The sequence below is a fragment of the Gordonia zhaorongruii genome (assembly GCF_007559005.1).
In the GTDB taxonomy this organism is placed as follows: domain Bacteria; phylum Actinomycetota; class Actinomycetes; order Mycobacteriales; family Mycobacteriaceae; genus Gordonia; species Gordonia zhaorongruii.
The window spans coordinates 102850-119943 of sequence record NZ_CP041763.1 but is presented as its reverse complement, the minus strand read 5'-3'; the positions used below and the strand labels follow the sequence as shown (position 1 = coordinate 119943).

Annotated in this window: 16 protein-coding genes; 5 read left to right on the top strand and 11 right to left on the bottom strand. The window is 68.1% G+C overall.

Annotated elements, in window-relative coordinates; translation table 11 throughout:
- Window positions 1-77: 77 nt before the first annotated feature.
- The 4 genes from FO044_RS00580 to FO044_RS00565 all read right to left on the bottom strand — a co-directional run bounded on the left by FO044_RS00580 (window position 78) and on the right by FO044_RS00565 (window position 4206).
- Window positions 78-1685, bottom strand: a complete 1608-nt coding sequence (locus FO044_RS00580) for a SpoIID/LytB domain-containing protein (protein WP_132992763.1) — start codon at window positions 1683-1685, stop codon at window positions 78-80.
- Window positions 1686-1812: 127 nt separating this feature from the next.
- The gene (locus FO044_RS00575) at window positions 1813-2646 is read right to left on the bottom strand and encodes an HAD family hydrolase (RefSeq protein WP_132992762.1); all 834 of its coding nucleotides are present in this window, start codon (window positions 2644-2646) and stop codon (window positions 1813-1815) included.
- Window positions 2643-3419, bottom strand: coding sequence for a lysophospholipid acyltransferase family protein (locus FO044_RS00570; protein ID WP_132992761.1), 777 nt, complete (start codon window positions 3417-3419; stop codon window positions 2643-2645). Before FO044_RS00570 ends, FO044_RS00575 begins: the two co-directional genes overlap by 4 nt.
- Before the next feature lies 1 nt (window position 3420).
- Entirely contained in the window at window positions 3421-4206 is a 786-nt protein-coding gene (locus FO044_RS00565; protein WP_132992760.1) for a lysophospholipid acyltransferase family protein, read from the bottom strand.
- A gap of 259 nt (window positions 4207-4465) precedes the next feature.
- Between FO044_RS00565 and FO044_RS00560 the strand changes: the two genes are divergently transcribed.
- Entirely contained in the window at window positions 4466-6037 is a 1572-nt protein-coding gene (locus FO044_RS00560) for a Rieske 2Fe-2S domain-containing protein (protein WP_132992759.1), read from the top strand.
- Between the two features lie 196 nt (window positions 6038-6233).
- Here FO044_RS00560 and FO044_RS00555 read toward each other — a convergent pair whose 3' ends face one another.
- Together FO044_RS00555 and FO044_RS00550 are read right to left on the bottom strand one after the other, a co-directional pair.
- Entirely contained in the window at window positions 6234-6947 is a 714-nt protein-coding gene (locus FO044_RS00555; RefSeq protein ID WP_132993399.1) for a CPBP family intramembrane glutamic endopeptidase, read from the bottom strand.
- A gap of 89 nt (window positions 6948-7036) precedes the next feature.
- A complete protein-coding gene (locus FO044_RS00550; RefSeq protein WP_132992758.1) occupies window positions 7037-7825 on the bottom strand; it encodes a DUF2470 domain-containing protein in 789 nt (262 codons plus the stop codon).
- A gap of 156 nt (window positions 7826-7981) precedes the next feature.
- Between FO044_RS00550 and pheA the strand changes: the two genes are divergently transcribed.
- Together pheA and FO044_RS00540 are read left to right on the top strand one after the other, a co-directional pair.
- Window positions 7982-8902: a prephenate dehydratase gene (pheA, locus tag FO044_RS00545; protein WP_165943065.1), complete on the top strand. Its 921-nt coding sequence runs from the start codon at window positions 7982-7984 to the stop codon at window positions 8900-8902.
- 1 nt (window position 8903) lies between these two features.
- The gene (locus tag FO044_RS00540) at window positions 8904-9566 is read left to right on the top strand and encodes a histidine phosphatase family protein (protein WP_132992757.1); all 663 of its coding nucleotides are present in this window, start codon (window positions 8904-8906) and stop codon (window positions 9564-9566) included.
- 6 nt (window positions 9567-9572) lie between these two features.
- On the opposite strand, the gene FO044_RS00535 is transcribed toward FO044_RS00540, so the two are convergent.
- Both FO044_RS00535 and FO044_RS00530 read right to left on the bottom strand, forming a co-directional pair.
- Window positions 9573-9923 (bottom strand): metallopeptidase family protein, encoded by a 351-nt coding sequence (locus FO044_RS00535; protein ID WP_132992756.1) that lies wholly within the window; start codon window positions 9921-9923, stop codon window positions 9573-9575.
- Between the two features lie 7 nt (window positions 9924-9930).
- On the bottom strand, window positions 9931-11487 hold the full coding sequence (locus FO044_RS00530; protein WP_132992755.1) for a septum formation family protein: 1557 nt from the start codon (window positions 11485-11487) through the stop codon (window positions 9931-9933).
- Window positions 11488-11542: 55 nt separating this feature from the next.
- Between FO044_RS00530 and serS the strand changes: the two genes are divergently transcribed.
- Together serS and FO044_RS15100 are read left to right on the top strand one after the other, a co-directional pair.
- Window positions 11543-12799 (top strand): serine--tRNA ligase, encoded by a 1257-nt coding sequence (gene serS, locus FO044_RS00525; protein ID WP_132992754.1) that lies wholly within the window; start codon window positions 11543-11545, stop codon window positions 12797-12799.
- Between the two features lie 585 nt (window positions 12800-13384).
- A complete protein-coding gene (locus FO044_RS15100; protein WP_235831384.1) occupies window positions 13385-14314 on the top strand; it encodes an LCP family protein in 930 nt (309 codons plus the stop codon).
- Between the two features lie 104 nt (window positions 14315-14418).
- Here the strand turns inward: FO044_RS15100 and FO044_RS00515 are convergent, their stop codons facing one another.
- The 3 genes from FO044_RS00515 to FO044_RS00505 are packed head-to-tail and all read right to left on the bottom strand — an operon-like array spanning window position 14419 to window position 16962.
- A complete protein-coding gene (locus FO044_RS00515; RefSeq protein WP_132992752.1) occupies window positions 14419-15381 on the bottom strand; it encodes a DUF5926 family protein in 963 nt (320 codons plus the stop codon).
- Between the two features lie 37 nt (window positions 15382-15418).
- Entirely contained in the window at window positions 15419-16204 is a 786-nt protein-coding gene (locus FO044_RS00510; protein ID WP_412917611.1) for a glycerophosphodiester phosphodiesterase family protein, read from the bottom strand.
- Entirely contained in the window at window positions 16204-16962 is a 759-nt protein-coding gene (locus tag FO044_RS00505) for a DUF4328 domain-containing protein (protein WP_165943064.1), read from the bottom strand. The genes FO044_RS00510 and FO044_RS00505 overlap by 1 nt, the downstream gene beginning before the upstream one ends.
- Window positions 16963-17094 lie beyond the last annotated feature (132 nt).

Sequence of the window (17094 nt, the reverse complement as noted above, 5' to 3'; positions counted from 1 at the left end):
TCGCCGAGCACGCGGCCCGTTTCCACACATGGAGACGCACGACACGCACCCGGTGAATCGGGGTGCGTGTCGTGGGCTCATTCGAGCTTGTCGGCCTTCGGGAAGCCGAGCTTCTCCATTCCGCCTGCGTCGAGATACTCGGTCAGCGCGTCACCCATCAGTGCATGCGCACCGGTCAGCGGGCTGAAGTACAGCACTCCGTTCTGGAGCACCTGGATCAGGCCGTGCATGCCATTGCCGTCGGTGACCAGTTCAGGTGCGCTCACCGTCCCGGTGGACCCCTGCGAGTTCGCACTGTCGTCGATCGAGACGGTCTTCGCCTTGAGCGCGGACATGCCCTGCGTGATCACCTGTTCGACGAGCGGCTGCACCTTCGCGGGTACGTCCTCGATCCCGGACATCCCGATCACGGACGCCCCTGGCATCACCTTGCCGAGGAGGTCGCTGAGCGGCGAGAGATCGAGCGGTCCGTTCCCGACACCGGGTGCGGACTGCCCTACTTTCGGCTTCACGATCCTGGGCGTCGACTTCTGCCCCTCCACGGAGAACCAGTCGGACTTGAGCTGCAGCTTGGTGCGTGCCTCGTCGCCGGTGGCCTCCACCGTGCGTGCCGAGCCGACGACCTTGACCTTGAGCGCGCGGCCGCTGCCGCCGCCGAGGCCGTTCGCCTCGCTGACCTCGAAGCTCTTGAGCGCACCGACGCCGAACGCCGACGCGATGCTCGACCGGCTGACGGTCGCCTTCCAGTTGTGTGCGGGCGCGATCGAGTCGCCCTCGTCGACCACTGCCGGGAAGTCGCCGCCTGCCGTGTAGCCGCCGGAGGAGGCGGAGAACTCGGTGAGGGCGGCCTTCCCGTTCAGGAGCCGGATCTGGCCTGCGGTCGCGTCCGCGGCCCGACTGGTGCGCGGATCCTCGCCCTTCGCACCGTGGTACATCTGCGATTGCTGGGTGTTGTTCATCTTTCGGCCGCGCTCCAGGCCCGCCACGATGTACGACCGAGCGGCGACCGACTGCGCCTTGAGCGCCTCGAATCCGCCGGAGTCACCCCACGACGGCATGGACTCCTTGGGGATGACGCCCTTGACGTAGTCATCCACGTGCAGCTTGTTGAACACGCCGCCGGATCCGAGGCCGATGGAGCCGCGGTACGTGTCGCCGCCGTTGCAGAACGTGAGCAGCTCGTTCGCCGGCCGATTGGTGTCGCCGTTGATCGGATCCACCTGGTTCGCCTTGACGGTCTTGACGACGTCACCGCCGCAGCCGGACCGGATGGTGGCGTTACCCCCGGACAGGCTCACGGCCTGCCCGGGAGCCACCTTCTGGCCGCCTACTCGCATCCCCGATGCCGCATGAACACTCACGGACTTCTTCTCGCTCAGCGAGACCGTGACGTCGGGAGTGCTCACCTTCCCCGCGGTGGTGTTGCCGTAGTAGTGGCGCAGGATCCGATCCGCCGACCAGCCCTTCTTGGCATAGCCGTACGCACCCCACTGGCCCATTCCACGGCCGTGGCCATGACCGTGGCCGACCAACGTGATCGCCGAACCTGCGGTCAGCCCGACGTCGGTGCTCAGCACGTCGTTGTTGCCGGCCACCAGGCCGCCCGCGAGCAGAGCTGGAGCCAGCCCCAGGGCGGCGAAGGTGATGGTTCGCTTCTTGGATCGACTCGGTCGGACATTCGGCACTGCGGAACCCCTTCGGGCGGGACCCAGGCGATACCCCTGTGGCCCGTGTGACTAGTGGGACTCCTGTGACAGTAGTGATCCTAGAGCGGAGACGACAAGCCGACGCGGTCACAACCACGTCACGCTTTTAGAACCAACGTTCGAGTACGCACGCCACACCGTCGTCGGTATTGGCCGCGGTCACTTCATCGGCGGCCCGCTGAGCCACCGGATCACCGTTGGCCATCGCCACGCCGTGCGACGCCCAGCGCAGCATCTCCGCGTCGTTCGGCATGTCGCCGAACGCGACCGATGCCGAGCCGTCCACGTCGGTGTGGGCGAGCAGCCACTGCAGACCGGACGCCTTGTGCACACCCGGCACCGACAACTCGATCAGACCCGTGCCGATGGAGAACGTGATCTCCGCGAGATCACCGATGAGCGGCGCTACCCGGTCGGCCATCGCCTGCGATGACATGCCGGGCACCCGCGCCAGCAGTTTCACGGCCGGAAGTTCGGTGAGGTGCGCGTCGCTCACCTGTACGTGATCCGGATTGAGCCATGCGTGCTCGTAACCCGCAGTGGCGACGAACGACGGGGTCGCGGCGTCGGTTGCCGACGTGCCCGCCCGCTCCGCGGCAAGACCGCAGCCGGGCAGCACATCGTTGCAGATGCCCCGGATCACCTCCAGGGTCTCCGGAGCCAACTCGACGGCGTGGAGAACCCGGTCGGCGCGGACGTCGTAGATGATCGCGCCGTTCGCGCAGACCGCGTACCGCACCGCGGCCGTCGTACCCGCGAGCTGGTCCGTGATCTCGGGAACCCACCGCGGTGGGCGCCCCGTCGACGGGATCAGCTCGACACCCGCGACACGCGCCCGGGCCAGCACGTCGCGGGTGCGCTCCGAGAGCAGGTTGTCGTCGCCGATCAAAGTGCCGTCGACGTCCGAGGCGATCATCGACGGTGGGCCGAACCCGCTCATCCGCGATTGCCCTTCTGGTCCCGCTTCGCAGCTCGACGAACCGCTTTCGCTCGAGCTTCCGAGTCTTCGATGACGAGGGCCTCCTCCGACGTGGGCGCCGCACCGCCGAGCCGGGCTGGTACCCAGTCGGCGCCCGCAGGCGCATCCGGGTAGTCCGCCTGCACGCGGTGCAGCATTTCTTCCATGATCGTTCGGAGCCGCGCCGAACCGTCGTGCGGATCGGTGTCGGCCGCGAACGTGACCGGACTTCCGATCTCGACGTGAATCGGGAGCCGATGCCGGCCGAGACGGCGTCTCGTGCCCTTGCTCCACTGCCGCTGCGCGCCCCAGACGATCACCGGGATCACCGGGGCTCCCGATTCCGCGGCCATGCGCACAGCACCGGACTTGAACTCCTTCAGTTCGAAACTGCGACTCAGGGTCGCCTCGGGGTACACCGCTATCAGCTCTCCCGAACGCAACGCGTCGACCGCCGCGCGGTACGCGTCGGCGCCCACCGAGCGGTCCACCGGCACCGACCGTGTGCGCTTCACCAGGTACCGCATGACAGCGTGCTCGGTGAGCTCGGACTTGACCAGGAACCGGGCCCGCCTGCCTGCCCGTCGCAGCACGAGTCCGACCGGGATGAAGTCGGTGTACGAGGTGTGGTTGACCACCACGACCCCGCCACCGGACGCGGGGATGTTCGCGAGTCCACGGTCCCGCAGATCGACGGCTTGCGCGGTGAAGATCGCGCCTGCTGTCGCCTCCAGGGCCCGATAAACCCGCTCCATGTCAGACCGCGTCCCCGGCTTCGGTACTCCCGTCCGCCGAACGTTCGGCTCGTTGGCGCGCCTTCTCCTGCGCGTCTGCCTCATCCATGGCGTTCGCCTCATCCAGGGTGGGCGCCCCGCCGCCGCGCGCCGCAGGCACCCAGAACTCGCCGGGCGGGTACGGACCGTAGGCGTCCTGCAGTTCCGTGAGTTTGGCGCGCATCGACTCGTGCAGACGCGCGGTGAGTTGCTCGGGCGTCCCTTCCGGAGCGATCGGCTCGCCGACGCCGACCATGATCTTCGCCCCGGTCCGGCCCAGATCCTTCGGATGACCCTTGGTCCAGATCCGCTGCGCGCCCCACACGATGGTCGGGATGAGGGGCGCATCGGCCTCGAGCGCCATCCGGGCGGCACCGCTCTTGAACCCCTTCAACTCGAAGCTCCGGCTGATCGTCGCCTCGGGGTAGACACCGACGAGCTCTCCCCGCTTGAGGTAGTCGACGGCGTCCTGGAAACTCTGCGCACCACTCGCCCGATCGACGGGGATGTGCTTGAGCGACCGCATGATCGGCCCGCCGATCGAATTGTCGAAGACCTCCTTCTTCGCCATGAAGCGGACGTACCTGCGGTTCTTCAGGTACGCCGGGATTCCGGCGAAGGTGAAGTCGAGATAGCCGGTGTGGTTGAACGCAACCACTCCCGGCCCGTCCTCGGGCATGTTCCCCACACCCGAGATGTCGAATTTCAGGCCTTGGGCCAGCCACATCATTCTCGCGGCGGAGATGACTCCGGCGTACACGGGTTCCATGCCCGCGAGTTTAGTCCCGGATTCGCTCATCCGAGTGGCCGCCGTCCAACCGGCGCCGTCGGCCGGACGCGTTTCGGAGAGAGGAGTCACCAGGGACCCGTCGTCGACGGTGCAGATGCGGCGCAGCGATAAGATCGGATCGGAACGACCTGCGGCGTATCGTCGGCCGACGAGATCCGCTGTCGTGTCAGCCCCACACCACCGCTCGGCGAGCCGCAGGCCGTCGCCCCCGAGTAGTCAGACCGAAAGGCACAGCCCCGTGCAGATCACCAGCATCGGCCACGCCGGCTTCCACATCCAGACCGCCGCCGGGTCCATCCTGTGCGACCCGTGGGTCAACCCCGCATACTTCGCGTCGTGGATTCCGTTCCCGGACAACACCGAGCTGGACTGGAAGAAGCTGGGCGACTGCGACTACCTGTACGTCTCGCACCTGCACCGCGACCATTTCGACGAGCGCAATCTCGTGGAGAACGTCAACAAGGACGCGACGGTGCTCCTGCCGGACTATCCGGTGCCGGACCTGCGACGCGAGCTCGAGCGACTCGGTTTCACGAAGTTCGTGGAGACCGAGGACTCGGTGAAGCATCAGGTCTCCGGCCCGAAGGGCGATCTGGACGTGATGATCATGGCGCTGCGCGCGCCCGCCGACGGCCCGATCGGCGACTCCGGTCTCATCGTGGACGACGGGGAGACCGTCTGCTTCAACATGAACGACGCTCGGCCGGTCGACCTCGACGCGGTCGCCGAGCAGTTCGGTCGCATCGACGTCCACCTTCTCCAGTACTCGGGTGCCATCTGGTACCCGATGGTCTACGACATTCCGCGCAAGTCGAAGGCGAACTTCGCGATGCAGAAGCGGCAGCGCGGCATGGATCGCGCACGGTCGTACATCGAGCAGGTCGATGCCACCTGGGTGGTTCCGTCGGCCGGTCCGCCGATGTTCCTCGACGACGACCTGTACGCGCTCAACGACTTCAACACCGGCAGCGATTCCGACAAGGCCAGCATCTTCCCGGACCAGGCCGAGTTCCTGGAGCAGATGCGCCAGCACGGCACGGACGACGGCATTCGCCACCGCGGCGTGATGATGGTGTCCGGTTCGGTCGCCGACTTCCGCGGCGACGAGATGCTGGAGCTGTCGCACCCGTATGCGCCCGACCAGGTCTTCGGCGAGAACAAGAAGGCCTACCTGGACTCCATGAAGGAGAAGTTCGCCCCGATCATCGCCGCTGAACGCGAGACCTGGGCCGATGCGGACGGTGAGCCGCTCCTCCCCCAGCTGCAGTCGCTGTTCGAGCCGATCATGAAGGCGTCCGACCTCATCTCGGATGGAATCGGGTATCCGGTGGGGCTCGTCGTCGGCGACGAGACGTTCGTCCTCGACTTCCCGGAACGCTCGGTGCGGATGAAGGCCGAGGGCGACGGAAAGTACCGCTACGGATTCCGCATCGCGCCCGAGTTGGTGCGCACCGTGCTGCGGGACGACGAACCGGACTGGGTCAACACCATCTTCCTGTCGACGCGCTTCACCACCTGGCGCATCGGCGGTTACAACGAATACCTGTACACGTTCTTCAAATGCCTGACCGACGAGCGGATCTCGTACGCCGACGGCTGGTTCTCCGAAGCACACGACGACTCCTCGTCGATCGAACTCGACGGCTGGAAGATCCAGCGGCGCTGCCCGCACCTGAAGGCCGACCTGAGCAGGTTCGGCGTCGTCGACGGCGAGAAGCTCACCTGCAACCTGCACGGATGGCAGTGGGATCTGTCCAGCGGACGCTGTCTGACGTCGAAGGGACATGAACTCCGCTCCGAACGCGCCTGACGACGCGCTGCGGTGAATTAGAGTTGCGTGTGAGACGTCGACTCCGCCGTCGGCCCCGCACGTCGGGGTCACCAGCTCGGTCCGGGTGGAAATCGGGGCTCTTGGGAGGGAGCTACTCGGATCGCCGGAGCGCGGCACGGGTGCGGGTTGCATCCCCCACTCGCACCCGTGCCGCGCTCTCCCGAGGCCGGTGCGGTCAGAGCCCCAGCCAGCCGAGGTGGTCGGATAGCAACGCGTATCCGGCGAACGCCACGACATCGATCACGGTGTGCGCGATGATCAACGGCCACAGACGATTCGTCAGCTGATACCAGCGTCCGAAGACGAGGCCCATCACCACGTTGCCCAGTCCGCCGCCGTACCCCTGGTAGAGGTGATAGGCGCCGCGGAGGAGTGCAGACGAGACGAGCGCCCTGCCCTGCCCCACGCCGAGCTGGCGCATCCGCACCATGAAGTACCCGACGACCACCACCTCCTCGGCGACGGCGTTGCCCGCCGCGATCACGCATAGGAGCAGGACCCGCCACCAGGGACTGCCCTCGGGTGCGGGCTCGAGCATCCCGTTCATGCCCAGTGCACCGGCGATCGCGACCAGTGCCAGGCCGGGAACTCCGATCAGTGCGGCCAGCCCCAGTCCCGTCGGAAGGTCCCGTCGGGACGGCTTCCCGAGCCCGACGGCCGATAACGCGAAACCGCCGCGCCACAGCAGATATGCGCCGAGGCCGCCGATCGCGAACAGCCGGATAGCCTGCATCGACTGGCGGATGACGTCGATCGCCACGTTCGCCGAAGCTTCCGGGTTGAGTGCGACCGTCGTCGACGAGATGCCGGTGCCGAGTTCCGCCTCGATCAGCGACACGATCGCCGAGAGCGCGGAGAAGCCGAAGGTGAGGACGCCGACGATCGCCATCTCGGCGATGATCGCGCGCCTGCGCGAACGATCCTCGACCCTCTGCACGTGCACCGTGTCAGCCTACGGCGAGCCGCCGCCCGGCACCGTCAGCGCTGGTGATCGAGAGCGGGATGCAGCGCCAGTGCGTGCAGAGCGGCCGACAGATCGACCACCCGCGCCACGGGCCGGCTGAACGAGAGCCGGAAGTCCTCGTCGGAGTCGGCCGACTCCACCCGGAAGGTGATCCCGAACCGGTCGAGACTCAGCGGCCGGACCCGGCCGTTGCGGAGAGTCTCCGGGATTCGGCGAGCCAATTGGTGAACGAGATCGGCGTGATCGGATTCGAGGTGCGCGAGCCAATCGGATTCGTACTCCCAGAACATGTCGGGGGCCGCCGTCGCGAGTGCGACTACGTCCACCGCCCCTGCGCCGGTGGGCGTGGCGACGACCGCGGAGCCGATCGCCATGCGGATCATCGAGTACCCGTGTCCCACATCCAGGAGTCGCTCGTCTGCGTGCTCGGTCGCGATCTCGATGGCCAGTTCGCGTTGCAGTTCCATCGGGATCGGGTGCAGGGTTCCGGTCAACCAGACCAGGGAGCGGACGCGTTCGCGCAGGCGAAGCGGTGCGCAGTCGATCACCTCGAGCATCGCCGACGTGCCGGCGTCCGTGTCGGCTGCGGCACGCGCAGAACATTCGTCGGGCACGAGCAGGAACGCGTCACCCTCGAACAGATGAATCATGGCGACCGAATCGCATGCCCCCGAATCGGTCCCGGATGGGACGGCCTCCGGGACCCCTGCGTCATCCCGGTCAACCGAGAGCGTTCCGCCGACTGCCCGGCGGCACGCTGTCTGGATGATCTCGGCATCGCTCGGTTCACCGGTCGAGTTCATGGGTCCTCCGCTCGTGCATCACCGTGAGACATCCGCGCCGCGACTCGGAACGAATGTAGGTAAGCCTAACTTACTTAAGCCAAACGTAGATTCCGCTTGCCGATCCGTCAACGCCGACTCGGGCCGACGCCCACCGACTCGACTACTGTTGGGGTCGTGCCAGTCTTCGCTTACTTCGGTCCCGCGGGCACGTTCACCGAGATGGCCCTCGATGCGATCCTCGCGGAGCGGTCGGACGAGTCGGCCACCACGCTGGCGATCTCCAGCCCGACAGCGGTCATCGCCGCTGTTCAGTCCGGTGAGGCCGACTACGGATGCGTGCCGATCGAGAGTTCCTTGGAGGGAGCGGTCCCGGCGACCATGGATGCCCTCGTGCCCTCCACGGGCCGACGTCGGGTCCAGGCGTACGCCGAGACCTCCCTCGACATCGCGTTCACGATCGCCGCGCGCGAGCCCCTGCCCGCCGACCGGGTACGGTCCATCGCCGCCTACCCGGTGGCCTCGGCTCAAGTACGGCGAAGCGTGGCCGAGCGCTTTCCCGCCGCCGAATTCGTCATCGCGACGTCGAATGCGGGCGCAGCACAGGACGTCGCGGCCGGACGAGTCGATGCCGCCGTGACCACGGCCGCCGCCGCACGCCTCCACGGATTGACGGCGCTGGCCGACGGTGTGGCCGATTCCGACGACGCGGTCACCCGATTCCTTCTGCTCGGCCCCCCGGGGCCCCCGCCCGCGCCGACCGGCGCCGACCGCACCAGCGTGATCCTGGATCTGCCCAACCGACCCGGCAGCCTCGTCACCGCGATGAACGAGTTCGCCACGCGCGGCATCGATCTCACGCGCATCGAGTCCCGCCCACGCAACGTCGGAGCCCCCGGCCAGTACCGCTTCTACCTGGACGCCAGCGGCCACGTCTCCGACGCCGCCGTCGGCGAGGCGCTGCGCGCGCTGCACCGCAGCTCCGAGCGGGTCATCTTCCTGGGCTCGTGGCCAGTCGATCGCATCGGCCGTTCCACGACCCCGGACCACGGCGAATCCTACGAGTGGTTCAGCCGCCTCCTGGAAGGGACCGACTGACATGGCACGGCTGCACCTGGTCCGGCACGGAGAGACCACCTCGAACGTCATGCGGATCCTCGATACCGCGCTCCCCGGCGCCTCCCTCACCGACTTCGGCGCACGTCAGGGCGTCCGATTCGGTCTAGAGCATCCCGATGGCAGTCCCGCGGTCCTCGCCCACTCGGTGGCGAACCGCGCCCGCCAGACGGCCGACATGATCGCCTCGGTGTGGGAGGGGAACACCACTGCGATCGACGGCGTCCACGAGATCCAGGTCGGTGACCTGGAAGGACGCACCGATCGCGAGGCGCATGAGATCTTCCGTGACGTCGTCGAGCGCTGGCATCGCGGCGACCTCGACGCCCACGTGCCGGGTGGCGAATCACTCGAGATGCTGCATGAGCGGTACCTTCCCGCCGTCGAGGACCTGGCGCAGCAGTACGTAGCGGCCGACCGCGACGTGTACCTCGTATCGCACGGTGCCGCGATCAGGTTGATCGCGGCTCATCTGGCACGCATCGATCCGGAGTTCGCCATGAAGAACTACCTGCCGAACACCGGATCGGTGGACCTCGAGCTACGAGACGGGCTGTGGATCGTCCGCCGTTGGGGCGACGCCGATCTACCGGAAGCCGAGGGAGTACCCAACGACCCGGGGACGTTCACCGACCCGATGGGATGAGGGTCGTCAGCCCCATCCGTTCCGATGGAGCCACGCGTCGTCGATCCCGAAGTGGTGACCGACTTCGTGCAGGACGGTGACCGCCACTTCGTGCCGCACCTGCTCGTCGGTGTCGCACATCGCGAGCAGCGGATCCCGGTAGATCTCGATCGTGTCGGGCAGGAAGCCCGAGTAATCGGTGGTGCGCTCGGTGAGCGCCACCCCCGTGTACAGGCCCAGGATCGTCGGATCCTCCGGATGATGCGGCTGCACCAGGATCACCACGTTCGACATCCCGTCGGTGATCTCGTTCGGGAGCCTGTCCAGTGCGTCGCCGACCAATTCCTCGAAATGCCGGTCCGACATCGACACGACCATCGGAAGATCAGGCCCCGCCGGGCGCGGGCAGTTCCTGGTCGTTCGGGGTGTACCCGTCGGGAAGCGGAACCGGGTCGTGCACCGACCGCCCCGGGGGGCCGTCCTTCGGCGGAACCGGCACGCGACCGTTGACCAGCAACGACTCCCGCGCGTCACCGACGAGCGTGGCGAATCCGCCCCGATGCGGCAGTGCCGCGTAGCAGACGACGCGGCGGCTGCCCGTCATCCAGCTGACCTCCGAGATGACCGACCACTGCACGTTGAGGGTGGAGTCCTCGAACTTGTCTCCACCACCGAAGAAGCGGTTCGTCTGAGTCGGGCAGATCCGCTTCAGGTACTCGTTCTGGTCCTTCACGCTGGGCCACGGCTTGCCCGAGTTCCGGTCGCCGAACTTGTGCGACAGGTCGACGATGCCGGTGGTCTGGAAGGCGTGGGGTTCAGAGCAGTTCACCACCTCGCCTGCGGGCTTTCGGGTTGCACGGTCGATCCCGACGCATGTGCCTGCGGGCCAGCTGAACGACTGATCGGCAGTGGCCACACGGCCGGTGAACTCCTCCTGCACACCCTTGGCGCCCGGCTGCTCGATTCCGCATTTGAGCACACGCGCACCGCGCTCCCACTGCACCTTCGACGGGAACATCAGACCCGGCGCGAACCGGCCCTGCGGGTCGAGGCCGCCACCGAGGTAGCGGTCGACGGCCGTGGGGCAGGTCTCGTCGCGAATGGTTGCGAAACGCTCCAAACCCGGCCACGGCGCCGAGTCGGCGAACTCCGACGTCGGATAGGCCTCGGTGTCGATGTCGCCGACCACCTCGAACCGGTGCGGCGCGGTGCAGTCGGCCAGGCTCGGCGCACCCGGATCCTTGGCGTTCCATTGCAGGCAATCGCCCGCCTCCGACCGCGTGAAGTCGTTCTCCTCGGCGTGCTGGTCACCGATCGCAGTCGTGCCGACGCCCTCGTTCTCGGTGTCCGTGTAGGCACCGGACCACAGGAGCACGCCGCCCGCGGCCACCGCGCCGACCAGTACGGCGATCAGCGCGCTGCGCAACGGGTGGCGATGTCCGCGACCGGTGGGAGCCGCGGACGCCCCGCCGGCCCCATCGTCGTCCGGATCGGGCGCATCTTCCGGGGCGTAGTCGTGATCGGATCGGTGATCCGCGTCCCCGTACCGGTTGTCGGCTCCGTACTCGGCGTCGGTGCCGTCATCGCCGGCGGCGCTGTAGGCGCGATGACCGCCGTCGTCGACGTAGCCGAGCGTGTCGGTCCCGTCGGTGTCAGGGGACCTCGCGGTGCCCGCGTCGGCGGCGTGAGAATCCACCCGGCCGATAGCGGTGGTCTCATCGGCTTGCCAGCCGGCGTCCACCTCATCACCGGAGACACCGGGCTCGGTGAGCTCGGCGTTCTGGTCCACGGCGTCATGCGGCACCGAACTCGCGGCGTCGTGCGACGCCTCACTCACGGCGTCGTGCGACGCCCCATCCACGGCGTCGTGCGACACGTCGGCATCAGCAGCCGACGGCAGCAGCTCCTCGCCGTCCTTCGCCTTGTCGCTGTCGGAAGTCATCGAGTCCATCATGCCTGGTCCGCCCGAGCGATGTCGTGCTAGTAGGGTTTGACGGGTGATCGACCTGAAGATCGTGCGTGAAAACCCCGACGTCGTGCGTGCTTCGCAGCGCACCCGAGGCGAGGACCCGGAGCTCGTCGACCGCCTGTTACAGGCCGACGTCGACCGCCGCTCGGCCATCGCCGAAGCCGACTCCCTGCGCGCCGAACAGAAGTCCCTCGGCAAGCAGGTCGGCAAGGCGTCCGGCGATGAGAAGGCCGAACTCCTGACCCGCGGCAAGACTCTCGCAGAGCAGGTGAAGGCGGCCGTCGCACGTCAGAACGACGCCGACCAGACTGCGACGGAGTGCCAGCGCGCCATCTCGAACATCGTCGCGGAGGAGACTCCCGCCGGCGGTGAGGACGATTTCGTCGTCCTCGAGCACGTCGGCGAACCTCGCGAGATCGCCGACCCTAAGGACCACCTGGAGCTCGGCGAGAGCCTCGGCCTCATCGACATGGCCCGGGGCGCCAAGGTCTCGGGGTCGCGCTTCTACTTCCTGACCGGCCTCGGAGCGATGCTTCAGCTCGGACTGCTCAACATGGCGGCGGCCAAGGCGACCGCAAACGGCTTCACACTGATGATCCCGCCGGTCCTCGTGCGCCCCGAGATCATGCAAGGCACCGGTTTCCTCGGCGCACACGACGACGAGGTCTATCAGCTGCCCGACGACGATCTGTACCTCGTGGGCACGTCGGAAGTGCCGCTCGCCGGGTACCACTCGGACGAGATCCTCGACCTGTCGGACGGACCCAAGCGATACGCGGGCTGGTCGACCTGCTTCCGCAGAGAGGCCGGGTCGTACGGCAAGGACACCCGCGGCATCATCCGTGTCCACCAGTTCGACAAGGTGGAAGGCTTCATCTACTGCAAGCCGCAGGACGCGGAGACCGAGCACCAGCGCCTGCTGTCGTGGGAGAAGGACATGCTCGCCGCGATCGACGTTCCGTACCGCGTCATCGATGTGGCAGGCGGCGACCTCGGCAGTTCCGCGGCCCGCAAGTACGACTGCGAGGCGTGGGTACCGACTCAGCACACCTACCGTGAGCTGACCTCGACGTCGAACTGCACCACATTCCAGGCTCGCCGGCTGTCGGTGCGCTACCGCGACGAGAACGGAAAGCCGCAGACGGCGGCGACGCTCAACGGCACGCTGGCTACGACTCGCTGGCTCGTGGCGATCCTGGAGAATCACCAGCAGCCCGACGGCACCGTCCACCTGCCGTCCGAGCTCGCCCGGTTCGTGGGCGTCGACGTGATCGCACCGCGCTGACCTGCGTCCCGACCCGCGGCGTCATTCGGACGGTCCAGGGTTCTCACAGGCGTCGGCGGTAGTGTGTCGGGGATGAACGACGAGCCAGAGCCGCCCTTCTCGCGGCGCCCACGCGGCCGGCCACCGGGTCCCAGGCCCGGGCCGCCGCCGGGGCCGCCTCGTCGTCCCGCGCGCCCGGCGGGACCGCCGCCTCCCGGTGGAGCACCACAGGACCGGACACGCGCGGTGCCGCCCGCGGGGTCGCAGCCCGGACCCCCGCGCGCCTGGTCCCAGCCTCCGGGTCCCCCTCCCCGACGCCGACCCGCCGCGCCCGGACCGGCGCCCGGACAGCCCGACTACGCGCCCCGGCAGGACCCGCAGCCGCTTCCGCCGGCGGCCGACCGCCCGAGGGGCCACCCTCAGCAGTTCCAGTCGCCTGCGGCACGGGATCGGGATCGTGATGCCCGCCGTCGAGCCGCTGACCGGCCCGGTGCTCCGCCTGCGCGTCGACCGGATCCCCGGCGCTCCGCGCGCCGACCCGGCCCGGTCCCGCCGAAGGGCAAGCGCCCTCGGCGTCGGCCCCGCCGGTATCTGCGGATCGCCCTGGTGATCCTGCTCCTGCTGGTCCTGGCGCCGGTCGGGCTCCTTCTCTACTACGACACGACCCTCCATCGGGTCGACGCCCTGAGTGACTACTCGGGACGCATCGGCAACACCCCGGGCACCACGTGGCTCGTGGTCGGCACCGACTCCCGCGCCGACTTGAGTCAGGAGGACAAGGACAAGCTGGCCACCGGCGACAGCGACGGATCCCGCACCGACACGATCATGCTCGCGCACATCCCGACGTCCGGGAAGCCGATGCTCATCAGCATTCCCCGCGACATGTACGTCCCGATCCCCGGGCAGGGCAGCCACAAGATCAACTCGGCGTTCAACAGCGGCGGCGCGAAACTGCTGGTGCAGACCGTCGAACAGTTCAGCGGCGTGCACATCGATCACTACGCGGAGATCGGTTTCGGCGGCTTCGACCGACTAGTCGACTCGGTCGGCGGCGTCACGATGTGCCTCGACCACGGTATCCGCGATCCGAAGGCGGGTCTGCGCCTGAAGGCCGGCTGCCAGGAGCTCGACGGCGCACAAGCGCTCGGTCTGGTGCGCACGCGTGCGTTCCCGAACGCCGACCTGGAGCGAGTGGTCAACCAGCGGAAGTTCTTCTCGGCACTGATGTCCAAGGCCACGAGTCCGAGCACCCTGCTGAACCCATTCCGCGTCTTTCCGTTCATCAACGGCGCCACCGACTCGTTCACCGTCGACGAAGGCGATCACGTCTGGCACCTGGCCTGGTTGGCGTTCCGGCTGCGCGACCCGGTGACCACCACGGTTCCCGCGGACGGCGACGAGTACACCGGCGACGGCGAGTCGTTGATCCCCGGCCCGTCGACCGAGCAGTTCTTCCAATACGTCAGCAAGGGCCAGACCGTTCCCGACGAACTGCTCAGCGGCTCCGGCGGATCGTCCCTCGGAAGCTCGTAACCGCTACCGGGGAGGACGCGTCTCCCTCTGACTCGCCGATCGAGCATCGACGCTGCGAACGCCGTGAGCATCGGCCGTGCCTCACCCCGCAGCGCGCACGGTCACTACCGCAGAGTCACCTGACGAGCGATGATGCCTGCACGCGAACTGCGCTGGGCAGCAGTGAGATCCGAGGTATCGGCGAGCGCTTCGGTGAGTGCCTTGTCGAGTGCGTCGAGGCCCTCGTACCACTCCTCGTGGTGCGCTTCGGGATCGAGATCGAAGACCGGGACCACGACGCCGTGGGTGCGGAACGAACCTGCGAAGCGTGTGCCGTCACCCATCGTGAGCGCGCCCTCGGCATGGACCCGGGAGAGCGCGTTCATCAGCTCGTCCTCGTTCTCGGGGCGCACCCAGCGCAGATGGGCCTTCTCGCCCGCGTCGACCCACCACGGAGCCCCCACGCCGCTGCTGGGCTTGAGACGAGCGGTCGGCATGATGGTCGCATTGGCGCGTTCGAGCATCGCCGAGATCTCGGGTGCGACGGCGTCGTCATCGGCGAACCACCAATCGAAGTTCTCGTGGACCACCACCTCGAGCGGGCTGGCCGGATCGATGATGTCGGTGAGCGCGAGGTCGACCGGCGTGCCCTCGTAGTCGTCTCCGACCTTCGCGTTCGCCGCCCACGACAACGCTGCCGCAAGCGAAGCGGGCAGGTCCGCGGGTTCCGGGTCGGTCTGGAGCGCGGCGAGTCCGCGGACCACCGTGCCGTCGGTTCCGGCTTCCGCGCCGATCTCACCGAACACCGCGGCGTCGCTCTCGCGGACCTGAGCGAACACCGCCCCTGCCAGTACCGTTGCGAAGTCGGCGGTGTGCGCGGCATCGAATCCGGCGGCGAACGGGACCTGAGCCGTCGCCGACGCGATGAACGACCGCATGGCGACCAGATCGCATTCGGCCGCCAGCCCCTCGAACGGGCGCTGCGGAGCGGCCAGTGAAGCGGCCTGCCGGGCCTTTCGCGCGGCTACTCGCTCTGCTCGATTGCTTCCGGGGCGCGGACCACTGCCGCGCTTGCTCTTCTTACCCATGTGTCCAATATGTCATCCGCGTCCGCGAGGCGGGCGGTCAGTCGACGGTCACGAGCCAGTCGCGTACGCGGGCGGGGTGGTTGGTGGCGACCCAGCGGACACCGAGATCTGCGCACAGCTGGACATCGGGCTGCTCATCGACGGTCCAGCAGTACGTCACCCGGCCCGCTGCCGCGGCGCGATCGACGAGTTCCGGGTGCATGCGGAGGGTCTCCACCGACGGTCCGACACCGGTCGCGCCGACCGCGGTGGCCGCCGTTCCGCCGATGATGCGGGCAGTGTCCCCGAGCAGGATCGTCGGCAGCATCGGCGCGCTGCGCCGGATCCGCCACACTCCCGCAGACGAGAAGGAGATGACGACGGCCCGACTGTGGTCCGCCGACGGCGGCGTGGCCACCCCGAACTCCTGAAGAGTCTCGAGCAGGCGCGTCTCGACGAGGCTTCCGTACCGAACAGGGTGCTTGGTCTCGATGAACAGCCGGACCGGACGACGCCAGTCGAGGGTCAGCGTCAACAACTCGCGAAGCGTCAGCACGCGGGCGGGCGCACCGCTGTGCCATGACCCGAAGTCGTGCTCACGGAGTTCGGCGAGCGTCATCTCACTGACCGCACCGATTCCGTCCGAGGTACGTTCGATGGTGCGGTCGTGAATGCACACCAGCTCATGGTCGGCGGTCAGCCGGACATCGCATTCGAGGCCGTCGGCCCCTTGGTCGAGCGCCAGTTCGTAGGCAGCGAGGGTGTGCTCGGCGACCTGCCCCGATGCACCGCGATGCGCGACCACCGCGGGCTTCCCCGACCGGGACACTCCTTTGGAACTCATCATGCGGCCACCAGTCGTCGAGGTTCGGAGATGTCGGTGTCTTCGGCGAACCCGGCGAGGCGTTCGACGCGGGGAACGGCCCACCACGCGAAGAGCGCGGACACCGCGAGCGACCCGGCGACGAGCGCGAGCGCGTCCGCATCGGTCTGCAGCGAATCCGTCGTCCAGGCGGCGATCCGGTAGGCGAAGGCGAGCAGTGCGACGGCGTTCACGATCGCCCAGGCCGCCGCCAGCCGGATTCCGACGCGGAACCGACGGCCGCCGTCACCGATCCGATCGACGACCGCCGCCTCGTGCAGCAGCCACGGCGCCCCGATCACGTTGACCAACGGGATGACCGACAACGCCAGCACGACGATCCGTCGCCGCGGATCGGTGAACCCGGCCGATTCGAACGACCGCGTGCGGATCTCGCGCACCCAGCGACCGAAGCTCACCGTTGCGACCACCACGCCGACCAGCGCCATCAGCCCGAAGACGAGCACCGCGATACTGCTGAGCCAGTCGATCCAGACCGGGATCGGTCGGGACCGGTTGATCACCGCGATCACGTACCGCACGACGTGGACCGCAGACGCGGCAGCGAGCACGACCGCGACCAGCCACATGGCCCGAGTGAGCGCATCGGTGGATTCCGCCACCGGATCGGTCGCCGCGTCTTCTTCGCGCGGTGGCTCGATCAGCCCCCAGCCCGGCACCGACGCGTACGACGGGGTCGGCGCGAGCCGGCGCCGACGAGGACGCGGCGGTGACGGCATCGCCGTTCGCGGCCGATGCGCGATCCATCGCAGTGGCGGACGGGGTCCACGCGCGGTCGGCCCCGAACGGCCCTGCGGTCGCTGCTGGGCGGACTGCTGGTGGGTGGGCTGCTGCTGGGCCGGCTGCTGTTG